General features: G+C 70.2%; 15 protein-coding genes and 1 tRNA gene. 9 read left to right on the forward strand and 7 right to left on the reverse strand.

All coding sequences use genetic code 11. The features are described from left to right. The first annotated feature begins 2 nt into the window (after positions 1-2). From eboE to EOT10_RS02740, 3 genes are read left to right on the forward strand one after another with little or no spacing between them, the layout of a single operon-like run. Entirely contained in the window at positions 3-1,172 is a 1,170-nt protein-coding gene (gene eboE, locus EOT10_RS02730) for a metabolite traffic protein EboE (protein WP_127826387.1), read from the forward strand. Further along, the gene (locus tag EOT10_RS02735) at positions 1,169-2,575 is read left to right on the forward strand and encodes an alkaline phosphatase family protein (protein WP_127826388.1); all 1,407 of its coding nucleotides are present in this window, start codon (positions 1,169-1,171) and stop codon (positions 2,573-2,575) included. Before eboE ends, EOT10_RS02735 begins: the two co-directional genes overlap by 4 nt. Before the next feature lie 26 nt (positions 2,576-2,601). Beyond that, positions 2,602-3,762, forward strand: coding sequence for a sugar phosphate isomerase/epimerase family protein (locus tag EOT10_RS02740; protein WP_127826389.1), 1,161 nt, complete (start codon positions 2,602-2,604; stop codon positions 3,760-3,762). 61 nt (positions 3,763-3,823) lie between these two features. Here the strand turns inward: EOT10_RS02740 and EOT10_RS02745 are convergent, their stop codons facing one another. From EOT10_RS02745 to EOT10_RS02765, 5 genes are all read right to left on the reverse strand, one after another. Beyond that, positions 3,824-5,215 (reverse strand): OFA family MFS transporter, encoded by a 1,392-nt coding sequence (locus tag EOT10_RS02745; protein ID WP_127826390.1) that lies wholly within the window; start codon positions 5,213-5,215, stop codon positions 3,824-3,826. 1 nt (position 5,216) lies between these two features. Continuing rightward, complete coding sequence (locus tag EOT10_RS02750) at positions 5,217-6,608, reverse strand: OFA family MFS transporter (RefSeq protein WP_127826391.1); 1,392 nt, start codon at positions 6,606-6,608, stop codon at positions 5,217-5,219. A gap of 130 nt (positions 6,609-6,738) precedes the next feature. Continuing rightward, a complete protein-coding gene (locus EOT10_RS02755; protein ID WP_127826392.1) occupies positions 6,739-8,892 on the reverse strand; it encodes an acetate--CoA ligase family protein in 2,154 nt (717 codons plus the stop codon). A 3-nt stretch (positions 8,893-8,895) separates the two neighbouring features. Beyond that, on the reverse strand, positions 8,896-10,134 hold the full coding sequence (gene frc / locus EOT10_RS02760; protein WP_127826393.1) for a formyl-CoA transferase: 1,239 nt from the start codon (positions 10,132-10,134) through the stop codon (positions 8,896-8,898). 15 nt (positions 10,135-10,149) lie between these two features. Beyond that, the gene (locus EOT10_RS02765; protein WP_127826728.1) at positions 10,150-11,832 is read right to left on the reverse strand and encodes a thiamine pyrophosphate-binding protein; all 1,683 of its coding nucleotides are present in this window, start codon (positions 11,830-11,832) and stop codon (positions 10,150-10,152) included. Between the two features lie 144 nt (positions 11,833-11,976). Here EOT10_RS02765 and sucC point away from each other — a divergent pair, with 144 nt between their 5' ends. The 4 genes from sucC (at position 11,977) to EOT10_RS02785 (ending at position 15,934) form a co-directional block, all read left to right on the forward strand. Next, positions 11,977-13,107, forward strand: coding sequence for an ADP-forming succinate--CoA ligase subunit beta (gene sucC / locus EOT10_RS02770; RefSeq protein ID WP_127826394.1), 1,131 nt, complete (start codon positions 11,977-11,979; stop codon positions 13,105-13,107). 11 nt (positions 13,108-13,118) lie between these two features. Continuing rightward, complete coding sequence (gene sucD / locus EOT10_RS02775) at positions 13,119-13,997, forward strand: succinate--CoA ligase subunit alpha (RefSeq protein WP_127826395.1); 879 nt, start codon at positions 13,119-13,121, stop codon at positions 13,995-13,997. Between the two features lie 127 nt (positions 13,998-14,124). Then, on the forward strand, positions 14,125-15,666 hold the full coding sequence (locus EOT10_RS02780) for an aldehyde dehydrogenase family protein (RefSeq protein ID WP_127826396.1): 1,542 nt from the start codon (positions 14,125-14,127) through the stop codon (positions 15,664-15,666). Positions 15,667-15,849: 183 nt separating this feature from the next. Further along, positions 15,850-15,934 (forward strand) — tRNA-Leu (locus tag EOT10_RS02785). 179 nt (positions 15,935-16,113) lie between these two features. On the opposite strand, the gene EOT10_RS02790 is transcribed toward EOT10_RS02785, so the two are convergent. Continuing rightward, positions 16,114-16,692 (reverse strand): Dps family protein, encoded by a 579-nt coding sequence (locus tag EOT10_RS02790; RefSeq protein ID WP_127826397.1) that lies wholly within the window; start codon positions 16,690-16,692, stop codon positions 16,114-16,116. Between the two features lie 237 nt (positions 16,693-16,929). On the opposite strand from EOT10_RS02790, the gene EOT10_RS02795 reads away from it, so the two are divergent. Then, the gene (locus EOT10_RS02795) at positions 16,930-18,117 is read left to right on the forward strand and encodes a low temperature requirement protein A (protein WP_223280716.1); all 1,188 of its coding nucleotides are present in this window, start codon (positions 16,930-16,932) and stop codon (positions 18,115-18,117) included. 124 nt (positions 18,118-18,241) lie between these two features. Here the strand turns inward: EOT10_RS02795 and EOT10_RS02800 are convergent, their stop codons facing one another. Then, on the reverse strand, positions 18,242-19,213 hold the full coding sequence (locus tag EOT10_RS02800; RefSeq protein ID WP_127826398.1) for an alpha/beta hydrolase: 972 nt from the start codon (positions 19,211-19,213) through the stop codon (positions 18,242-18,244). A 395-nt stretch (positions 19,214-19,608) separates the two neighbouring features. On the opposite strand from EOT10_RS02800, the gene EOT10_RS02805 reads away from it, so the two are divergent. Further along, positions 19,609-21,486, forward strand: coding sequence for an amidohydrolase (locus EOT10_RS02805; RefSeq protein ID WP_223280717.1), 1,878 nt, complete (start codon positions 19,609-19,611; stop codon positions 21,484-21,486). Positions 21,487-21,544: the final 58 nt, after the last annotated feature.

The following is a 21,544-nucleotide window of genomic DNA, read 5'->3' on the forward strand; positions in this document are numbered from 1 at the left end:
CGATGCGCTTCCGGCACCCCGACGGTTCCACCGTCCACCTCGCGTACTGCACCAACGTCCACCCCGCAGAGACCCTCGACGGCGTGCTCGCCCAGCTGCGCGACCACTGCGAACCCGTCCGCAAACGCCTCGGCCGCGACCGGCTCGGCATCGGCCTGTGGCTCGCCAAGGACGCCGCGCGCGCCCTCGTCACCGACCCGGTCGCCCTGCGCGGCCTGCGCACCGAACTCGACCGCCGAGGCCTCGAAGTCGTCACCCTCAACGGCTTCCCGTACGAGGGATTCGGCGCCGACGAGGTCAAGTACCGTGTGTACAAGCCGGATTGGGCCGACCCGGAGCGCCTCGCGCACACCGCGGACCTGGCCCGCCTGCTCGCCGCGCTGCTGCCCTCCGACATCACCGAAGGCACCATCTCCACGCTGCCCCTCGCCTGGCGCACCGGCTACGACCCGGCGCGCCGGGACCTCGCCCACGCCGCGCTCGTCACCCTCGCCGAACGCCTCGACGCCCTGGAGGAGCTGACCGGGCGCTCCGTCCGCGTCGGGCTCGAACCCGAGCCGGGCTGCACCGTCGAGACGACCGGCGACGCCATCGCCCCGCTCACGGCCGTGGCCCGCGACCGCATCGGCGTGTGCGTCGACACCTGCCACCTCGCCACCTCCTTCGAGGACCCGGCCACCGCGCTCAACGCCCTCGCCGCCGCCGGCATCCCCGTCGTCAAGTCCCAGCTCTCCGCCGCCCTGCACGCCGAACACCCCGAGCTGCCCGAGGTCCGCGCCGCCCTCGCCGCGTTCGACGAGCCCCGCTTCCTGCACCAGACCCGCACCCTCACCCCCGAAGGGCTGCGCGGCACCGACGACCTGGGCGAGGCCCTCGCGGGCGGCGCGCTCCCCGACACCGCGCCCTGGCGCGCCCACTTCCACGTACCCCTGCACGCCGCGCCCGCCACGCCCCTCACCTCCACGCTCCCCGTGCTCCAGGACACGCTCACCCGCCTCGTCGGCGGCGCGCACCCGCTCACCCGGCATCTGGAGGTCGAGACCTACACCTGGCAGGCGCTGCCGCCCGAGCTGCGCCCCCGCGCCCGCACCCAGCTCGCCGACGGCATCGCCGCCGAACTCACCCTCGCCCGCGACCTCCTGACGGACCTCGGCCTGAAGGAACTCCCATGACCAGCAAGCAGCTTGAGGAACCCCGCCCCCGCCCCCTCCTCGTCCTTGACGTCGTAGGGCTCACCCCGCGCCTCCTCGACCACATGCCCCACCTCAAGGCCCTCGGCCGGTCCGGCTCCCAGGCACACCTCGGCACCGTCCTGCCCGCCGTCACCTGCGCCGCCCAGTCGACCTTCCTCACCGGCACCATGCCGTCCGAACACGGCATCGTCGCCAACGGCTGGTACTTCCGCGAGCTGGGCGACGTACTCCTGTGGCGCCAGCACAACGGCCTCGTCGCCGGCGACAAGCTCTGGGACGCGGCCCGCCGCAGCCACCCCGGGTACACCGTCGCCAACATCTGCTGGTGGTACGCCATGGGAGCCGACACCGACATCACCGTGACACCCCGGCCCGTCTACTACGCGGACGGCCGCAAGGAACCCGACTGCTACACCCGGCCGCCCGCCCTGCACGACGAACTCACCGACAAGCTCGGCACGTTCCCCCTGTTCCACTTCTGGGGACCCGGCGCCGACCTCGTCTCCAGCCGGTGGATCATCGACGCCACCCGCCACATCATCGCCACCCGCCAGGTCGACCTCGCGCTCGCCTACGTCCCCCACCTCGACTACGACCTCCAGCGCTTCGGCCCCGACGACCCCCGCTCCCACCGCGCCGCCGCCGAGCTCGACACGGCGCTCGCCCCGCTCCTCGACGACGCGCGGGCCGAGGGCCGCACCGTCGTCGTGCTCTCCGAGTACGGCATCACCCGCGTGGAGCGGCCCGTCGACATCAACCGCGTCCTGCGCCGGGCCGGGCTCCTCGAAGTGCACACGCAGGACGGCATGGAGTACCTCGACCCGATGACGTCCCGGGCATTCGCGGTCGCCGACCACCAGATCGCCCACGTCTACGTGCGACGGCCCGAAGACCTCGACACGGTCCGCGAGGCGCTCAAGGACGTGCCCGGGATCGAGCAACTCCTCGACGACGAGGGCAAGAAGGCCCACCATCTCGACCACCCGCGCTCCGGGGAACTCGTCGCGATCGCGGAGCCCGACGCCTGGTTCACGTACTACTACTGGCTCGACGACGACCGCGCGCCCGACTTCGCGCAGCTCGTCGAGATCCACCGCAAGCCCGGCTACGACCCCGTCGAGCTGTTCATGGACCCCCAGGACCCCTATGTGCGGGTGAAGGCCGCCGGCGCCCTGGCCCGCAAGAAGCTCGGCATGCGCTACCGCATGGCGGTCGTGCCCCTGGATCCCGCACCGATCCGCGGCAGCCACGGCCGCCTCCCCATGAGCGACGACAGCCCCGACGGTCCGCTCATCCTCTGCTCCACCCCCCGCGCCGTCACCGGCCGTGTCGCGGCCACCGACGTGAAATCGCTGTTGCTCGACCTGGCCGGCCTCGGATGAGGCCCACTGTGAGAAAGAGAGACACCGTGACCGCGTTCAACGACGCATCAGGAACCGGATCCGGCGACGCCCTGCGCCGCACCCTCGGCGTCAGCCGCCGCCGCTTCCTGAGCACCTGCACCGCCGCCGCGACCGCCGCCGTCGCCGCCCCCGTCTTCGGCGCCTCACCCGCCCTCGCCCAGACCGCGCCCGCCGGGAGCGACCGGGGCGAAGGTCTCGCCCTCGTCCCGTCGGACAAGCGCGGCATCATCCTCTACACCGTGCGCGACGCCACCGGCAGAGACCCGCTCTCCTCGAACCTGCCCTCCGGCTTCCGCGAGGTCTTCAAGGAGCTGGCCCGCTACGGCTACCGGCAGGTCGAGTTCGCCGGCTACGGCCAGCACGCCAACGCACCCGGCGGCGCGAGCCTGGAGTCCGTCGAGGGCGCGAAGCTGCTGCGCTCCTGGCTCGACGAGTACGGCCTGCGCGCCCAGGGCAACCACGGCTTCATCCCGGGCTCGTGGCCTCTCAGCCCGGCCGACCTCGACACGTTCAAGAAGCACCTGGAGATAGCCAACATCCTCGGCATGGACCACATGGGCACCGGCGGCGACCCCACCGGCAGCGCCTACCGGTCCGACTGGGACACCGCCGCCGACAAGTGGAACACCCTCGGCGGCATCGCCGACAAGGCGGGTATCAAGCTCTACACGCACAACCACGACGCGGCGTACGGGTTCCTGCTCGACGGCGGCCCCCTCGACGCGCAGGGCCGCCCGACCCGCAGCTCCGGCATCCGCAAGCTGGAGTACTTCCTGTCGGTCACCGACCCGAAGACGGTCTGGCTGGAGATGGACATCTTCTGGGCACACGTGGCCCAGTACAAGTTCCACACCTACACCGCCCACGACGGCTCCGCGCAGGAGAACGTCTTCGACCCGGCGGCCCTCGTGCGCGCCCACAACAAGCGCTACCCGCTGTTCCACGCCAAGGACGGCACGGTCAACACGACGAACGGCATGGGCTACGACATGGTGCCGTTCGGCGAGGGCGTCATCGACTACCGGACCTTCTTCAGCCGCGTCGGGGCGAAGAACTACCACAACCCGATGGTCGAGCAGGACAACGCCCCCAGCTCCACCGACCTCGGCCAGTCCCTGAAGTACGCGAGGGTCGGCTACGACAACATGGCGGCGTTGCGCGAGTAGCGCCGGACACCGTGAGAGGGGCCCGGCCACCTGGCCGGGCCCCTCTCACGTGGTGATGCGGTTACGCGGTCACCGCACGCTTCGCACTGTTCTCACTGTCCCGTCCCGGCTGCCGCAGCAGCAGCGCGACGGCCGCCGCCACCATCGAGATGCTGCCGGCCAGCGCGTACGCCCCGTTGTAGCCCCACGCGGCGACCACCATCGAGCCGAGCCCACCGCCGAACAGGCCGCTGATGAGCTTCCCGCTGTAGACGAGCCCGTAGTTGGTGGCGTTGTAGTTCTCCCCGAAGTAGTCCGGGGTCAGCGCCGCGAACATCGGGTAGAACGCGCCGCCGCCGAAGCCCGACAGGAAGGCGAAGACCAGGAACAGCCACTCGCTCTTGATGTCGCCCGCCCAGATCACGCCGAACTGGGCGAGCCCCAGCACGACGATCACGAGCACCAGGCTGAGCTTGCGGCCCCAGATGTCCGACATCCAGCCGACGACGGCCCGGCCGACACCGTTGATGACGGCCATGACACCCATCGAGGACGCCGCCACCAGCGGCCCGAAGCCGACCTCCTTGGCGAAGTCCACCTGGAACGAGATGCCGAAGATCGACACACCGGCCGTGAGCACCAGGCTGAACCACATGAGGGGCAGCACCCCGGTCCTGACGGCCTCCATCGGCGTGTACTGGCGTACCGCCGGCGGATTCTTGGCGAGGGACCGCGCGCTCTTCGCCGAACCGGACTTGGCCAGCGGGTCGACGTCGTGCGGCCACCAGTTCTTCGGCGGGTCCCGGAAGAAGAACGCGCAGACCAGGACGACGACCAGCACGTACGCGCCGATCATGTCGAGCACGCGGTGGTAGTTCGACGTGTCGAAGGCGTAGTTGAAGATGAAGATGAACGGCAGTGATCCGTAGGCGAAGCCGCCGTTCACGAAGCCGGTCCTGCCGCCCTTCCGTTCCGGGAACCACTTGCCGACCATGTTGATGCAGGTCGAGTAGACGAGACCGGATCCGAGGCCGCCCACGACTCCGAACCCGAGGATCGCCAGCCACACGTTGCTGAGGTGGGACAGGGCGATGAACCCGAGCATGCACATGAACGCGCCGGTCATCATGGCCTGCTTGGCGGTCACGATGCCTTTCTCCCGCAGCCAGCCGGCCGGGAAGGCGATACCCGCCTGGAAGAACACCCAGATGCTCAGGATCCAGAAGGTGTTGGACTGCGTCCAGCCGTGGGCGCTGGACAGGGTGTCCTCCGCCGAGCCGTACGCGTACTCGGAAACGCTGATGGCCATCATCGCGACCCATGGCAGGTACACCATGAACTTGCGGGAATGGCCGAGGATGTCGCGGTCGGTCTCGCCTACGCGGAAGACGCGGCCGTTCTCGTCGGTGATCTCCTGGTACTTCGTGCCGGCGGCTGATCCTGTGCTGCCTGCGGCCATGGGCTCCGCGGTCATGTCAGGCCATCTCCTCACCGAGCGGTTGCGGATTGGGAACGATGCGGCGCTGCGGCCTCGGCCGGCCCGGCGCCCTGAGGAACAGCGCGAGGAAGGCGGAGGCGATCCCGATGGAGCCCGCGATGACGAAGGCGCCCTCGTAGTCCCACGCCCCGACCACGACGGCGCCCATACCGGAGCCCACGAGGCCGGATATCAGCTTCGAGCTGTAGACCATCCCGTAGTTGGAGGCGTTGTTGTTCTCGCCGAAGTAGTCCGCCGTCATGGCCGCGAACAGCGGGAAGATCGCGCCGCCGCCGAACCCGGAGACCATGGAGCAGAACAGGAAGAACGGCATGCTGCCCATCGACCCGGAGACGAGCACGCCGAACTGGGCGGAGCCGAGGACGAGACAGACGATGACGAGTGTGTTGCGGCGGCCGAAGCGGTCGGAGATCCAGCCGATGACGCCGCGGCCCGTTCCGTTGACGATCGCCTTCAGCGACATTGCCGTGGCCACGATGCCACCGGCGAATCCCATGTCCTTTCCGAACGGCACCTGGAAGGCGATGCCGAAGATATTGATCCCCGCGGTGCAGAGCAGACAGAACCACATCATCCACAGGACGGGTGTACGGGCGGCCTCCTTGGGGCTGTACTGCTTGACGGCGGGCGGGTTCTTCGCCAGCGCCCGGCGGATCTTCGGGTCGTCCGACAGCCGCAGCGGGTCGACATGGGCCGGCCACCAGCCTTTCGGCGGGTCCTTGAAGAACCAGCCGGCGAACGCGACGACGGCGCAGCAGATCAGGCCGACCATCACCAGGACACCCTCGTAGTTGCCGAGGTTCATGTACGAGGTGAACAGGAACACGAAGGGCACCGAGCCGTAGGCGAAGCCGCCGTTGACCATCCCGGTCTTGCCGCCCTTGCGCTCCGGATACCACTTGCCGACCATGTTCACGCAGGTCGCGTAGACGAGGCCGGCGCCGATGCCGCTGAACATGCCGAAACCGATGTACGCGACGACCACGTGCGGCGCGTACGCGAGCGAGAGATAGCCGAGGATCGTGCCGAGAGCGCCGAGGAACATGGCGTACCGCGCGGGCAGCCGGCCGCTCTCGCGCAGCTGGCCGGCGGGAAAGGCGACGGCGGCCTGGAAGAACACCCAGACACCCATCAGCCAGAAGATGTGTCCGCTGTCCCACAGGTGGGCCTCGTGCAGGGTGTCCTCGGCGGACGTGAAGGCGTACTCGGACGAGCTGATGCCGAGCATGCCCAGCCATGGGAACAGCACCATGGTCCAGCGTGGCCGCCCCATGATGTCGCGATCGGTCTCACCGATGCGGTACAGGCGTCCGTTGTGGTCCGTCACCTCCCTGTAGGGGACGGAACTCGATAGGTCGGCGGTTGTCATGACGGTCGCACCCCTTGCGTCGAAAGATCTGGCCAGCGCCCCCTGTCCGGTCTTTCAGAGGTCTTTCGCGTGCGCATGGGCCCCGGGGCCGGCCGGCGCGCACCGCCGGCCGGCCCCCACGTCACTCACCTCATGAACCGCCCCCCAACAGCCCCGCCGCCCGCGCCCAGCGGTACTTCGCGCCGAGCACCGCGACGGGCTTCTCCGTCGTGTACGGGTACGCGACGACGCCCCGCTCGTAGAGGTACTGGCAGGCCTCCTCGACCTCGACGTCACCCGCGAGCGACGCCACCACGGGCTTCTCGACGCCGCGCTCCCGGAACTCGGCGACGACCTTGGCCGTCAGCTCCGCGAAGACCATGGGCGGGGTGACGATGGTGTGCCAGTAGCCGAGGACGAGCGCGTGGATGCGCGGGTCCTCCATACCGAGCCTGATGGTCGCCTCGTACGTCGACGGGGGCTCGCCGCCCGTGATGTCGACCGGGTTGCCCGCGGCGCCGAACGGCGGGATGAACGCCTTGAAGGCGGCGTCGAGATCGTCCGGGATCTCCATCAGCTTCAGGCCGTTGTCCGTCACCGCGTCGGACAGGAGCACGCCCGAGCCGCCGGCGCCGGTGATGATGACGACGTTGTCGCCCCGCGGGGTGGGCAGCACCGGCAGGGCCCGCGCGTACTCCAGCATCTCGTTCAGACCCGGCGCCCTGATCACGCCGGCCTGCCTGAGGATGTCGTCGTACACCGCGTCGTCGCCCGCGAGGGCGCCGGTGTGCGAGCCCGCGGCCTTCGCGCCGGCCGCCGTCCGCCCGGCCTTGAGGACCACGACGGGCTTCTTCGGCACCGTCGCCCGCGCGGCCTCCACGAAGGCCCGCCCGTCCTTGAGGTCCTCCAAGTGCATCGCGATGCACTTGGTGTTGGGGTCCTCGCCGAACCAGGTCAGCAGGTCGTCCTCGTCCAGGTCCGACTTGTTGCCGAGCCCGACGATCGCGGACACACCCGTCTTCGTGGTGCGCGCGAACCCGAGGATCGCCATGCCGATGCCGCCCGACTGGCTGGTCAGGGCGACCCCGCCCTTCACGTCGTACGGCGTGCAGAACGTGGCGCACAGGTCCTGCCACGTCGAGTAGTAGCCGTAGATGTTCGGCCCGAGCAGGCGCACGCCGTGCCGCTCGCCGATCGCCACGATCTCGTCCTGGAGCGCCTGTTCACCGGTCTCGGCGAAGCCCGACGGGATGAGGACCGCGTTCGGGATGCCCTTGCGGCCCACCTCTTCGAGGGCCGAGGCCACGAACTTGGCGGGGATCGCGAAGACCGCCACATCCACCTCGCCCGGGACGTCCGTGACACTCTTGTACGCCTTGCGGCCCAGAATGTCATCGGCCTTGGGGTTCACGGGGTGGATCTCCCCGGAGAAGCCGCCGTCGATGAGGTTCCGCATCACCGAATTGCCGATCTTGCCCTGCTCGTTGGACGCCCCGATCACCGCGACCGAGCGCGGCTGCATCAGCCGGCGCATCGACTTCAGGATCTCCTCGCGCGAGTACGTGCGCCGCTGCTTCGGCGGCCCGTCGGCGAGGATCACGCGGATGTCGGCGGCGACGGCACCTTCCGGTGTGGCGATCACCGGGTTGAGGTCGACCTCGGCGATCTCCGGGAAGTCGGTGACCAGTTGGGACACCCGGCGGATCTGCTCGGCGATCGCCCACCGGTCGACCGGCTGCGCGCCGCGCACCCCGCGCAGCACCTCGGCCGCCCTGATCGAGTCCAGCATGGACACGGCCTCGTCCGCGCCGACCGGCGCGAGCCGGAACGTCACGTCCTTGAGGACCTCGACAAGCACACCACCGAGCCCGAACGCGACGACCTTCCCGAACGTCGGATCGGTGACCGCCCCGACGATGACCTCCTGCGAGGAGGGCCCGGTCGGCAGCAGCTCCTGCACCTGGACGCCCTCGATCCGGGCCTGCGGGTTGTAGGCCCGCGCGTTCTTCACGATCCGGCAGAAGGCGGCCCGCACGTCGGCGGCCCCCTCCACCCCGACGATCACGCCGCCCGCGTCCGTCTTGTGCAGGATGTCCGGCGAGACGATCTTCATCACGACGGGCCCGCCGAAGCGCGCCGCGCACGCGACCGCCTCGTCCACGTCCGTCGCCAGCTCCTCGCCCGGCACACAGATCCCGTACGCGTCGGCGATCACCTTGCCCTCGGGTGCGGTGAGCGCGCTGCGGCCCTCCGCGCGCACGGATTCGAGCAGCGCCCGTACCGTGAGCTCACGGTCCTCGGCCATCAATCAGATCACTCCGTTCGACTTGAGCAGGCGCAGTTCCTCGTCCCCGAGCCCCAGTTCCCCGACGAACACCTCGGCGTTGTGCTCGCCGAGCAGGGGTGAACTGACCACTTCCACAGGGGAGTCGGAGAGCTTGAGGGGGGAGCCGACCGTGGTGAACGTGCCGCGCTCCGGGTGGGCCACCTCGACGACCATCTCGTTCGCGACGAGCGACGCGTCCTCGATGATCTCCTTGGTGGAGAGGATCGGACCGCACGGGATGTTGTGCCCGTTGAGCCGCTCCAGGACCTCCCACTTGGGCAGGGTCGAGGACCACTCCTCGATGAGCTGGAACATCTTGTTGAGCTTGGGCAGGCGCGCCTCGGGCGTCGCCCACTCGGGGTCCTCGGCCAGCTCCGGCCGCCCGATCAGCTCGCTCAGCGGCTTCCAGCCGACGGGCTGCACGATGACGTACACGTAGTCGTTCGGGCCGCCGGGCGCGCACTTGACGGCCCAGCCGGGCTGTCCGCCGCCCGAAGCGTTGCCCGAGCGCGGCACCTCGTCGGCCTCGGCGGTGACCTGGGCGTTCGGGTACTCGGACAGCGGGCCGTGCGCCAGGCGCTGCTGGTCGCGCAGCTTGACGCGGCACAGGTTGAGGACGGCGTGCTGCATGGCCACGTTCACGCGCTGCCCGCGCCCCGTGTTCTCGCGCTGGAACAGCGCGGCGAGGATGCCGGCGACGGCGTGGATACCCGTCCCGGAGTCACCGATCTGCGCGCCGGTGGCGAGCGGCGGCCCGTCCTCGAACCCGGTCGTGGCCATCGAGCCGCCCATGGCCTGGGCGACCACCTCGTACGCCTTGAAGTTGGTGTACGGGCCGTCGCCGAAGCCCTTGATGGAGGCGTAGACGATGCGCGGGTTGATCTCCTGGATGCGCTCCCACGTGAAGCCCATCCGGTCGACGGCGCCGGGGCCGAAGTTCTCGACCATGACGTCGGAGCGCTTGATCAGCTCGGTCAGGAGCTCCTTGCCGCGCTCGGTCTTGGTGTTGAGGGTGATGCTCCGCTTGTTGCAGTTGAGCATCGTGAAGTAGAGCGAGTCGACGTCGGGGAGATCACGCAGCTGCTTGCGCGTGATGTCGCCGGTCGGCGCCTCCAGCTTCACCACGTCCGCGCCGAGCCAGGCGAGCAGCTGGGTGGCGGACGGGCCGGACTGGACGTGCGTCATGTCGAGGACGCGAATGCCTTCAAGAGCCTTGGTCATGGCCGTCAGCGCTCCTCACTTGTACATGGTCTGGTTCATGGTTCCGGGGGCGTACGCGTCCGGGTCGACCCAGACGTTGATCAGCGACGGCTTCCCCGACTCGCGGGCCCGCTGGAGCGCGGGAGCGATGTCGGCGGGGTCGCGGACCTCTTCGCCGTAACCGCCCAGCATCTGGGCGAACTTGTCGTAGTGGACGTCGCCGAGGGTGTTGCCTACGCGCTCGCGCTCGTCGCCGTACTTGGCCTTCTGGCCGTAACGGATCTGGTTCATCGACGAGTTGTTGCCGACGATCCCGACGAAGGGGAGGTTGTAGCGCACGAGGGTCTCGAAGTCCCAGCCGGTCAGCGAGAACGCGCCGTCGCCGAACAGCGCGACGACCTCCTTGTCCGGGCGTGCCTGCTTGGCCGCGAGGACGAAGGGGATGCCGACGCCGAGCGTGCCGAGCGGCCCCGGGTCCATCCAGTGGCCCGGCGACTTGGGCTGGACGACCTGCCCGGAGAACGTGACGATGTCGCCGCCGTCCCCGATGTAGATGGAGTCCTCGGTCAGGAAGTCGTTGATCTCGCTGACCAGGCGATACGGGTGGATGGGCGAGGCGTCGGAGCGCAGGTTCGGCAGCCGCTTCTCGATCGCGGTCTGCTCGGCGGCCCGCAGCTCGTCGAGCCACTCCTTGCGCTTGGTGCCCCCGCCGTTCAGCCGCCCGGAGGCCGCCTCGGTGACGGACTTCAGGACGAGGCCCGCGTCGCCGACGATGCCGAGGTCGATGTCGCGGTTCTTGCCGACCGTGCGGTAGTCGAGGTCGATCTGGACGACGGTCGCGTCGGGGGAGAGGCGCTTGCCGTAGCCCATGCGGAAGTCGAAGGGCGTGCCGACGATGATGATGAGGTCGGCGTTGGAGAAGGCGTAGCGGCGCGAGAGCTGGAAGTGGTGCGGGTCGCCGGGCGGCAGGGTGCCACGGCCCGCGCCGTTCATGTACGCGGGCACGTTGAGCGTGCGGACGAGTTCGATGGCGTCCTCGGTGGCGCGGGTCGTCCACACCTGGCTGCCGAGCAGGATCGCGGGCTTCTCGGCGTGCACGAGCAGGTCGGCGAGCTTCTCGATCGCCTCGGGGTCACCGGCCGAGCGGGTCGAGGCCCGGTACTGGCCGGCCTGGGGGACGCGGGCCTTGTCGACCGGCACCTTGGCGTCGAGGACGTCGCGCGGGATCTCCAGGAAGGACGGTCCCGGGGCTCCGTGGTAGCACTCGCGGAACGCCATCGACACCATGTCCGCGGCGCGCGCGGTGTCCGGCACCGTCGCGGCGAACTTGGTGATGGGCGTCATCATGTCGACGTGCGGCAGGTCCTGGAGCGAGCCCATCTTGTGCTGGGTGTGCGCGCCCTGGCCGCCGATGAGCAGCATGGGTGACTCCGCGCGGAACGCGTTCGCGACACCGGTGACGGCGTCGGTGGTGCCGGGACCCGCGGTGACGACGGCGCAGCCGGGCTTGCCGGTGATGCGCGCGTACCCGTCCGCCGCGTGCGCGGCGACCTGCTCGTGGCGGACGTCGACCACTTCGATGCCTTCGTCCACGCAGCCGTCGTAGATGTCGATGATGTGGCCGCCGCACAGGGTGTAGATGACCTCCACACCTTCTGCCTTGAGCGCCTTGGCGACCAGATGACCACCGGAGATGAGTTCCTGGCTGTCGTCGGGCATGAGGAAGTCCTGTCCCTTCGTAGGGGAGTCGAGCGCCGTCTCGGTACATTGCATACAGTCGACGAATACTGTATGAACTTGTTATCCCGCATCCGGTGGGTGGTGTCCAGGGGGCGTGCGGCACTTTTACGGCAGGAGCCGGAGATGGACCTGTACGAGTACCAGGCAAGGGAACTCTTCGAAGAACACGGCATCTTGGTGCCGAAGGCCGAGGTCACCGACGCGCCCAGGGAGGCCCGCGAGATCGCCCGCAGGCTGGGCGGCCGCGTCGTCGTCAAGGCCCAGGTGAAGACCGGCGGCCGCGGCAAGGCGGGCGGCGTCAAACTCGCCGCCGACCCGGCCGCGGCCGAACTGACGGCACGCCAGATCCTCGGCATGGACATCAAGGGCCACACCGTCGGCAAGGTGATGCTGGCCCAACCGGTGGACATAGAAGCCGAGTTCTATGTGTCCTACGTCCTCGACCGGGCCGCCGGACGCTTCCTCGCCATCGCCTCCGCCGAGGGCGGCATGGACATCGAGGAGGTCGCGGCCACCCGGCCCGAGGCCGTCGCCCGTATCCCCGTCGACCCGGCCGAGGGCGTCACCACGGCCAGGGCGGCACAGATCGCGCGGGCGGCGGGCCTGCCCGCGCAGACCGTCGACGTCCTCGTCCGCCTCTGGGACGTCCTCGTCCGCGAGGACGCCGTACTCGTCGAGGTGAACCCCCTCGTGAAAACGAGCGGCGGACAGATCCTCGCCCTCGACGGCAAGGTCACCCTCGACGACAACGCCCGCTTCCGCCAGCAGCGTTGGGGCGCCCAGGAGTCCGCCCACGACGACGCGCTCGAAGCGGCCGCCGCCGCCAAGGGCCTCAACTACGTGAAGCTCGACGGCGAGGTCGGCGTCATCGGCAACGGCGCCGGACTCGTCATGTCCACCCTCGACGTCGTCGCCGGCTGCGGCGCCCGCCCCGCCAACTTCCTCGACATCGGCGGCGGCGCCTCCGCGCAGATCATGGCCGACGGCCTCTCCGTGATCCTCTCCGACCCGGCGGTCAAGTCCGTCTTCGTGAACGTCTTCGGCGGTATCACCGCCTGCGACGCCGTCGCCGACGGCATCGTCCAGGCCCTGGAGTCCGTCCGGCTCACCAAACCGCTCGTCGTCCGCCTCGACGGGAACAGCGCCGCACAGGGCCGCGCCATCCTCGACGAGCGGGCCCACCCCCTCGTCGAACAGGCCACCACCATGGACGGCGCCGCGCGCCGGGCCGCCGACCTCGCCAACGCGCACTAAGGAGCCGGGACATGGCGATCTACCTCACCAAGGAGAGCAAGGTCCTCGTCCAGGGCATGACCGGCGCCGAGGGCATGAAGCACACCCGCCGCATGCTCGCCGCCGGCACGAACGTCGTCGGCGGCGTCAACCCGCGCAAGGCCGGCCGCAGCGTCGACTTCGACGACCGCGCCGTCCCCGTCTTCGGCTCCGTCGCCGAGGGCATGGCCGCCACCGGCGCCGACGTCACCGTCGTCTTCGTGCCGCCCGCCTTCGCCAAGGCCGCCGTCACCGAGGCCGCCGACGCCGGCATCCCCCTCGCCGTCGTCATCACCGAGGGCATCCCCGTCCACGACGCCGTCGCCTTCCAGGCCCACGCCGCCGCGCGCGGCACCCGCGTCATCGGGCCCAACTGCCCAGGCCTCATCACCCCCGGCCAGTCCAACGCCGGCATCATCCCCGCCGACATCACCAGGTCCGGCCGCGTCGGCCTCGTCTCCAAGTCGGGCACGCTCACCTACCAGCTCATGTACGAGCTGCGCGACATCGGCTTCACCACCTGCGTCGGCATCGGCGGCGACCCCGTCATCGGCACGACACACATCGACTGCCTCGCCGCCTTCCAGGACGACCCGGACACCGAACTCATCGTCCTCATCGGCGAGATCGGCGGCGACGCGGAGGAACGCGCCGCGGCCTACGTACGCGACCACGTCACCAAGCCCGTCGTCGCCTACATCGCCGGATTCACCGCCCCCGAGGGCAAGACCATGGGCCACGCGGGAGCGATCGTCTCCGGCTCGTCCGGCACCGCCCGGGCCAAGAAGGAAGCCCTCGAAGCCGCCGGAGTCGCCGTCGGCTCGACCCCGACCGAGACGGCCCGCCTGGTCCTCGACCGCCTGACGGACTGACGCACCCCCGGGAGTGGGGAGCGAGCCCACCGGGCAACCTCCCCACTCCACCACCCCCCCCGGGAACCAGCAACGCACCAGCCATGCACCCCCGCCCCGACTGTGCACCGTGAGCGGAGAACACACGATGGCAACCGCAACCACCCTCAAGGCCGGCACCTCCTGGCACGACGCCTGGCAGCGCTGCCTCGACGTCGCCCCCGAGGCCTTCCGCGACGACCGCGTACTCAACCTCTGGAACGGCACCTGGCACGCCGACGGACGCGTCCTGCCCGCCACCACCCCCGTCGACGGCAGCCCCATCGCCGGGCCGCCACGCCTGGACGCCGCCACCGCCCACCAGGCGGTGCGCGCCTCCCTCGACCAGCACCGCGCCTGGCGGCACATCCCGCTCGCCGAACGCCGCGCCCGCGTCGGCGCCACCCTCGACGCCCTCACCCAGCACCGCGAACTCCTCGCCCTCCTCCTCGTCTGGGAGATCGGCAAGCCCTGGCGCCTCGCCCAGGCCGACGTCGACCGCGCCATCGACGGCGTGCGCTGGTACGTCGACGGCATCGAGCCCATGGTCGAGGGGCGGGCCCCGCTCGACGGCCCCGTCTCGAACATCGCCAGCTGGAACTACCCGATGAGCGTCCTCGTCCACGCGATGCTGATCCAGGCACTCGCCGGCAACGCGGTCATCGCGAAGACCCCCACCGACGGCGGCGTCGCCTGCCTCACCCTGGCCTGCGCCCTCGCCGCCCGCGAGGGCATCCCCCTCACCCTCGTCAGCGGCAGCGGCGGCGAACTCTCCGAAGCGCTCGTGCGGGCCCCCGAGATCGGCTGCGTCTCCTTCGTCGGCGGCCGCGACACCGGTGCCGCCGTCGCCACGGCCGTCGCCGACCTCGGCAAACGGCACATCCTCGAACAGGAGGGCCTCAACACCTGGGGCATCTGGAACCACTCCGACTGGGACGAGCTCGCCGCCGTCATCCCCAAGCTCTTCGACTACGGCAAGCAGCGCTGCACCGCGTACCCGCGCTTCGTCGTCCAGCGCAGCCTCTTCGACGACTTCCTCACCGCGTACCTGCCGGCCGTCCGCACCCTGCGCGTCGGCCACCCCCTGGCCGTCGCCGACCCCGGGGACCCCTACCCCCAGCTGGACTTCGGCCCGCTGATCAACGCGGCCAAGGCGAAGGAGCTCACGGACCAGGTGGCGGAGGCCATCGACCGCGGCGCCGTGCCCCTGCACCGCGGCGCCCCCGACCCGGCCCGCTTCCTGCCAGGCCAGGACACGAGCGCGTACGTCCACCCCGTCACCCTCCTCGGCCCCCCGCCCTCCTCGCCCCTCCACCACGCGGAACCGTTCGGCCCCGTCGACACGATCGTCCTGGTCGACACCGAGGCGGAACTGCTCGCCGCGATGAACGCCTCGAACGGCGCGCTGGTCGCCACCCTCTCCACAGACGACGACGCGACATACGACCGCCTCGCCCCACAGATCCGCGCCTTCAAGACGGGCCGCGGCAAGCCCCGCTCACGCGGGGACCGGGACGAGCTGTTCGGCGGCTTCGGCGCGTCCTGGCGCGGAGCGTTCGTCGGCGGCGAGCTACTGGTGCGGGCGGTCACCAGAGGCCCGGACAGTGAACGCCTCCCGGGCAACTTCCCGGACCACCATCTGATGCCGTAGGCGACCCGGTATCACCGAGCGGCACACCTCCGTGACAGCGGGTGGTGTGCCGCTCACGTGGGTGTCCAGGTGTGCGCCCAGGTGTGTGCCCACGACAGATACGCAGGTGAAAGGCACTCCGAAAGCTTGGTATTGTTGTCCATGTCGCCGCGGGGAACACCCCGGCCGGGCGGCAGACACCTTGTCCGGGTGGCGGAATGGCAGACGCGCTAGCTTGAGGTGCTAGTGCCCTTTATCGGGCGTGGGGGTTCAAGTCCCCCCTCGGACACTTACAGAAATGCCTGGTCAGCACGCTGACCAGGCATTTTGCGTACAGGCGCCGCATGTGGCCGCCCACCAGGGGTGCTCGCGCGCTGCCGCTGCCCCCGGCCTGCCCGGCGTATGCGTGCGGGCAGGCCTTCGGTGTGCGCGTCGCTGGCCGCCCAGCCCTACGAGATCGCCCGTCGGTCAGGCACGCACCAGCGGTGTGTCGACCAGATGCTCGGCCAGGAACCAGGCCTGCCGTTCGCCGGTCCGGATCACCTGGGAGACCAGCAGGTCGATGGTGCCGTCGTCACCGCACTCGGCGGTCCGGGCGGTGGCGTCGTGGGCGTCGATGAGGATGGTCTCGTGGGCCTCCAGCAGCCGGGACAGCATCGCCGGCACCTCCTCCACCCCGTCCGGGGGCCGCGGGATCGACGTGATCTCGGCGACGTGCCGCGGATCTCCCACCGCCACGCCGCCCAGCGACTGGACACGTTCGGCAATGGTGTCGATGATCTCCAGCTGTTCACCCGCGTGCTTGTCCAGGACCAGGTGCAGCTGGTAGAAGGTGGCGCCCCGCATCAGCCAGTGGTGCTTCTTGTAGAGGCCGTAGAGGATCTGCGTGTCCGCGAGGACCTTGTTCAGGCGCTGGCACGAGTACATCCGCGCCTCGAAGGACAGGGCGACCGGGAACTGCTTGACGGTCCCGAACTCCTGGATCACCTCGCCCTTCTGGTGCAGCCAGGGCTGGCTGCCGTGGGTGGATGGGGGGTTGGTGGTCATGGTCGCCTCCTGCGATGCCGTGGTGTTCGTACTCCGGTGACGCTAGGTGCCCGGTCGAGGCGTGGCTTGACCCGCAGTGCATGTGGTGCTGCCTGCCGGCGCACTGAGTCCGGTGCTCGCGCGGGGAGTTCACTCTCGGACAAGCCTCCGTGCGCCGGCGGACTCGGGCGGTTCTCCGGCAGCTCTAGCGTCGGCGGGGCGGCCCATGGCCGGAGTGCCGGCGGAACGAGGAGAGGCATGAGTACGGACGAGCAGGCGACCGTGCGGGCGGACCCGGGAGCCAGGCGGCGGCGCACCATGGTGGGCCGCAACCCCGGTGAGCCGCACCGGTCCGCCACCTCGCTGGAGCTGTTCTTCGACCTGTGCTTCGTGGTCGCGGTGGCGCAGGCGTCCACGAGCCTGCGCGGGGCGCTGACGGAAGGGGACTACACCGGCGGTGCGCTGCGCTTCTCGCTGGTCTTCTTCACCATCTGGTGGGCGTGGATGAACTTCACCTGGTTCGCCTCCGCCTACGACCCGGACGATGTCCCGTACCGGCTGACGGTGCTGGTACAGATCACGGGATCGCTCGTCCTCGCCGCCGGCGTGCGCCGCGCGTTCGAGGGCGGGGATCTGTACGTCATCACGCTCGGGTACGTCGTACTGCGGACGGCGCTCGCCGCGCTGTGGTTGCGTGCCGCGCTGTCCGATCCCGCTCGGCGGGGCACCGCGCTGCGCTTCGCCGCAGGGGTGACGGGGTGTCAATTCGGCTGGGTGGGGCTGCTCTTCGTTCCGGCGCCGGTGCGGCTGGGCGGCATCGTGGTGATGATCGTGGCCGAGGTGGCCGTTCCCGTGTGGGCGCAGTCCGCCGGGATGACGCCCTGGCATCCGCATCACATCGCCGAGCGCTACGAACTGTTCACCCTCATCGTCCTCGGCGAGTCCGTAGCGGCCGCCACCGTCGCCGTCCACGGCGCCTTCGACCGGCATCACGGCACCGGTTCGCTGTATGTGCTGGCGGCGGGTGGCCTGCTCATGGCCTACGCCATGTGGTGGCTGTACTTCGCCCGGCCCGCGCACACGCTGCTCGCCACGACGCACCAGGCCCACCGCAGGAGATTCCCCTGGGCCTACGGCCACTACCTGATCTTCGCCTCGGCGACCGCCGAGGGCGCCGGCCTGGCCGCGTACGCCGATCACGTCACGCGGCACACCGGGACCTCACCGACTTCCGCCGGCGCCGCGGTCACCGTTCCGGCGGCCGTTTTCCTGAGCACGGTCTGGATGGTGCACCTGCGGCCGCACCAGCGGAGCGTGGCCGAACGCATTCTGTTTCCGCTCGCCGCGGCCGGTGTGCTGGCGGCTGCCTGGTCCCCGGCACCCGCACTCGTCGCCGGTGTGGTTCTGGCGAGCCTGGTCGCGGTGGTCTCGGTGTCACGCCGGTGACCGGGGCCTTCGGCGTGGTCCCGCCCTGAGACATGACGAGAGGGCCGCGCGGACGGACTCCCTTACGGCGTCCGCCCGCGCGGCCCTCTCGTCGCACCCCTCGGTGTGAGCGCGGACCGCGCTGTCAGCCGGCGTGCAGCGCGCTGCGCAGGGTGCCGGTGGCCAGCGTGATGGCCGCCTCGGCGGCGTGGGTCTCGCGCAGGGCGTTGAGCATCACGAAGTCGTGGATGATGCCCTGGAAGCGGACGGCGGTGACCGGGACGCCGGCCTCGCGCAGCTTGTTGGCGTAGGCCTCGCCCTCGTCGCGGAGGACGTCGGCCTCACCGGTGATCACCAGGGCGGGAGGCAGGCCGGTGAGCTGCTCGGTGGTGGCGCGCAGCGGTGAGGCGGTGATCTGGGCGCGCTCGGCCTCGTCGGTCGTGTACTGGTCCCAGAACCACTGCATGCCGTCGCGGCGCAGGAAGTAGCCGGTGGCGAACTGGTGGTAGGAGCCGGTGTCGAAGTTCGCGTCGGTGACCGGGTAGAACAGCACCTGCTGCACCAGCGGGACGTCGCCGCGTTCCTTGGCCATCAGGGTCAGCGCCGCGGTCATGTTGCCGCCGACGGAGTCGCCGGCCACCGCCAGCCGGGAGCCGTCCAGGCCCTTGGCGGCGCCCTGCTCGACGACCCACTTCGCGACCGTGTAGTTCTGCTCGATGGCGACCGGGTAGCGGACCTCTGGGGACAGGTCGTACTCGGGGAACACCACGGCGGCGTTCGCGCCCACGGCGAGTTCGCGCACCAGGCGGTCGTGCGTGTGGGCGTTGCCGAACACCCAGCCGGCGCCGTGGATGTAGAGGACCACCGGCAGGATCCCCTCGGCGCCGGCGGGCTTGACGATGCGGGCCCGGACACTGCCCGTCGGGCCGCCGGAGACGGTGATCCACTCCTCGTCGATCTGCGGCTTGACGGTCTCACCGGACTGCACCTCGTCGACCGCCTTGCGGCCCTCCGCCGGGGGCAGGTCGAAGAGGTAGGGCGGGTTGGCGGTGGCCTCGGCGAACGCGGCCGCGGCCGGCTCCAGGACCGGCTGCACCGGCTCCACGGCGTCGGACATGTGTAACTCCCCAGTTCAGGTGGCGCGCCGGGCTCGCGGGCGCGGTGAGACGACTCTCGCATCGGACCGGAGGATCTGACGAGTCGTCGGTCGCCACGCTAGGCCGCTCGGGCGACGGTGAATGTCCACGAGCGCACCGGAGTTGTCCTCAGAGTGCACGGACAGGCAGTGCACTGTCGGAACGCATCCGGTGCACTGCCGGGACAAAGGGAGGCTTCGGCGCGAAATAGCTTGGCGGCCAGAGCAGTCGAGGTGCCGGACACGGGCCTGTGCAGTGCACGGTGGCCCGCCCCGTGACGCGTAATGCGGACCCGCCGCCGGCGACGCACATGGAAGTCGATGCAGACGCATTCGACGTCGTTCATCCCGCAGGAGGTTGTCGAAAGGTGTCCACGATGCCGGTCGGTGGGCTGGTTCCCCACGCCACCGACAACGCCGCGGACCTGGTCGTCCGCAACGCGAAGATCCACACCGGAGACCCGGTCCGTCCGCAGGCCGAGGCGATCGCCATCCGCGACGGTGTCATCACGGTCGTCGGCGACGACAACGACGTCGCACCCCATGTCGGCCCGGACACGAAGGTGGTCGACGCCCTCGGCCGCCGGATGGTCCCCGGCCTCAACGACGCGCATCTGCATGTCATCCGGGGCGGTCTCAACTACGTACTGGAGCTGCGCTGGGACGGCGTCCCCACCCTGCGCCAGGGCCTGGCGATGCTGCGCGAGCAGGCCGCCCGCACCCCCAAGGGCCAATGGGTACGGGTGGTGGGCGGATGGTCGGCCGAGCAGTTCGCCGAACGGCGGCTGCCGACCGTCGCCGAGTTGAACGCCGCAGCGCCGGACACCCCGGTGTTCGTCCTGCACCTGTACCAGGCGGCGGTGCTCAACCGGGCGGCGCTCAAGGCCGCCGGATTCACCCGGGACACCCCCGACCCCAAGGGCGGCCAGATCGTACGAGGCCGGGACGGTGAGCCCACGGGCATGCTGCTGGCCGCCCCCAGCGCCCTCATCCTCTACTCGACGCTGGCCAAGGCCCCGGTACTGGAGGGCGAGGACAGGAAGACCTCCACCCGTCATTTCCTGCGGGAACTGAACAGGTTCGGCCTCACGTCGGCGATCGACGCGGCCGGAGGGTTCCAGAACTTCCCCGACAACTACAGCACGGTCGTCGAACTGGCGAAGGCCGGCCAGCTGTCGCTGCGCATCGCCTATCACCTGTTCCCGCAGACCGCCGGCCAGGAAATCGACGATCTCACCCGCTGGATCGAGATGGCCCGCCCCGAGGACGGGGACGAATGGCTGCGCCTCAACGGTGCGGGCGAGAATCTGACGTGGGCGGCGGCGGACTTCGAGAACTTCGCCCAACCACGGCCGGAACTGGGCGACTACGAGGCGGAGTTCGAGAAGGCCGTACGCCTGCTCATGGAAAACGGCTGGGGTTTCCGGCTGCACGCCACCTATGACGAGACCATCCGCCGGGATCTGGCGGTCTTCGAGAAGCTCGCCGCGGAAGGGCTCTTCCCGGCCGGCAACCGGTGGCTGTTCGACCATGCGGAAACGGTCTCCGCGGACAGTCTCGACCGCATCGCCGCCCTCGGTGGCGCCATGTCCGTGCAGAACCGGCTGTCCTTCCAGGGCGAGGCGTTCGTGCGCCGCTACGGCCCCGGTGCCGCCGCGGACGCCCCTCCGATCCGGGCCATGCTGGAGCGCGGGCTGACCGTCGGAGCCGGCACCGACGCGACCCGGGTCTCCACCTACAACCCGTGGGTCGCCCTGCACTGGCTCGTCACCGGCCGCACCGTCGGCGACCTGGTCGTCCGCCCGCCGCACAACCGGGTCGACCGGCGTACCGCGCTGGCGATGTTCACCGAGGCGGGCGCCGCGCTGACCGGGGAGGAAGGCGTCAAGGGGGTCCTGCGTCCGGGCTTCCTCGGCGACCTGGCCGTCCTGTCCGAGGACTACTTCACCGTGCCTGAGCCCGACATCGCGCACATCGAGTCCCTGCTGACGGTCGTCGGTGGCCGGATCGTCCACGCCAACGCCGAGTACGCGGGCCTGGACGAGGAACTGCCGCCTGTCAGCCCCGAGTGGAGCCCGGTGGCGCACTTCGGCGGCTACCAGGCCGCACCCGGTACGGGACTGTCGGGCGCCCGCCAGGCCGAGCTGCTCGGCCAGGCCGTCGCCGAGTCGGAGCAGCACCGCCAGTGGCGCGCCCGCCGCGGCTTCACCCCCGAGTCCGCGAGCACGTTCTTCGACCCCTGCTTCTCCCTCTGATCCGCAGTTCTCCCCTGCCCTCCCCTCCCGGGACTCCACCCCAACTCGTGCCGCCCAC

Origin of the sequence: Streptomyces antnestii (assembly GCF_004005495.1) — a bacterium.
In the GTDB taxonomy this organism is placed as follows: domain Bacteria; phylum Actinomycetota; class Actinomycetes; order Streptomycetales; family Streptomycetaceae; genus Streptomyces; species Streptomyces antnestii.